Raw genomic sequence first — 1,534 nt, forward strand, 5'->3', positions numbered from 1 at the left:
GCTACGTCGTATTGCGTAGAGTTGCCAACGATACTCTGAACAGCACCCTGTAAATCTGCAGGAGATGCAGGATTGGTAGCCGCAGCTACTACTGTCACATTCCCATAGTCAACCACACCTTTATTAATTGATGCAACTGCCATCCCTGAAAAGCCAAGACTATCGTTAGTGCTGTAAGGAACATCTCTGTAACCGCCATTCGGTAATGGTTCACGATACATGGCAGACCCTAGTTGTTCATCGTTGGAGGTTGACAGGACTATAAAGTCTTGATTGCCAATCTCTCTTGTAAAACCTTCACCCACATCTACAAAAGGCTTCCCATCTTTCTTGAAATTGTAGTCAACTCCATATACAAGTACATTTAATTCTTTAAGTTGTTCGTCTGTTACCATGTTAAACTTCCTTTTTCTTTCCAGTTGAATACGTGACTAATACTGAATCTATTGTCTTTCCAGTCCCGCGATACTTATCCATCAATTTTGTTATGCCCATTGAATAACCGCTATTCTGAATATCTTGAATAGAGCCATATCCAGTAAAATCTGAATAATATTCCGATTCTGGTTGTCCTGTTGTCCAGTCAGCTATAATATAAAACGTTGACCAGTAACTACCCGTTTTATCATTTTTGCTTGTCCCCTCAAACCTGATTGCTTTAATATCGGGATATTTTTCCTTTAATTTTTTCACAATCTCTGTTTCAAATCCCTCATATCTTAGGTTATTTGCCATTTCAGCTACTCTTTGATTATGCGTTTGTTTCGTCATATATAAGTTTCCTCCGACAATTCCAATAATTAGTAATAAACAAATAGCTATGCTTATCCTTATTTTCTTTTGCTTATTCATTCAATCCTGCCTATTTCTAAATTTATAAAACGGATCATGAGGATATTCCAGTTTTATTTCGTCATCTGAAATGGTTTGAGAAACAAGCCTAGGCTTCGATGTTGATATGGTGATCTGATCTCCAATTTTCTGTGATGGTTCTGAAGCCTTTGAAAGCTGTTGTTTGATAAAGGCGACATCCAATTCATCTTCATAACCTAAGAAATGAAGCTCCGTTATCTCATTTTCAGCTATATGAATCGGGGCGTGTGTTGCAGTTTTTCCAAAAGGGTGAAGAATTCCGCCATAACTCGCTAAAACTGTACCGTCTTCTTGTTTTTGAAACCCTCTCGATATAACGATATAAACGTTATCATCTTCTTTTATACTAATGGCTGTACCAAGTGGTAATAGACTGATTGCTTCCGACATATTAAACCTCTTTCTTTTTTCCAGTTGAATACGTGACTAATACAGGAGTTACTGTTTTACCTATTTCATCATATTTATTCATCAATTTTGTTATCCCCATTGTATAACCATTAGTTTTTATATCTTGGAGTGAAGTATAGTCTATCTGTGAACTCCATTCGCTTTCAGGCTGTCCTTTAGTCCAGTCAGCTATGATATAAAACGTTGACCAATAAAAACCTGTTTTATCATTTTTACTTGTTCCCTCAAACCTGATTGCTTTAATATCGGG

4 protein-coding genes are annotated in these 1,534 nt (G+C 36.8%); all 4 read right to left on the bottom strand.

Annotated features, from left to right (window positions below):
• Window positions 1-395 (bottom strand): hypothetical protein (locus tag RU86_RS11715; RefSeq protein WP_096815446.1); only part of this gene is annotated, 395 nt, incomplete at its 3' end.
• A 1-nt stretch (window position 396) separates the two neighbouring features.
• Window positions 397-771 carry a hypothetical protein gene (locus RU86_RS11720; protein ID WP_143468137.1) on the bottom strand — a complete coding sequence of 125 codons (375 nt, stop codon included), beginning with the start codon at window positions 769-771 and terminating at the stop codon, window positions 397-399.
• 81 nt (window positions 772-852) lie between these two features.
• Entirely contained in the window at window positions 853-1,263 is a 411-nt protein-coding gene (locus tag RU86_RS11725) for a DUF4176 domain-containing protein (protein ID WP_096815448.1), read from the bottom strand.
• A gap of 1 nt (window position 1,264) precedes the next feature.
• Window positions 1,265-1,534: hypothetical protein (locus RU86_RS12200; protein ID WP_179296293.1), on the bottom strand; the 270-nt coding region annotated here is incomplete at its 5' end.

The organism is Pseudolactococcus piscium, from assembly GCF_002441695.1.
Lineage (GTDB): Bacteria > Bacillota > Bacilli > Lactobacillales > Streptococcaceae > Pseudolactococcus > Pseudolactococcus piscium.

What these genes read in the sequence shown, in the direction of transcription:
- RU86_RS11720 (WP_143468137.1), bottom strand. Translation starts at nt 771, where the DNA reads ATGACGAAACAAACGCATAATCAAAGAGTAGCTGAAATGGCAAATAAC.
- RU86_RS11725 (WP_096815448.1), bottom strand. Translation starts at nt 1,263, where the DNA reads ATGTCGGAAGCAATCAGTCTATTACCACTTGGTACAGCCATTAGTATA.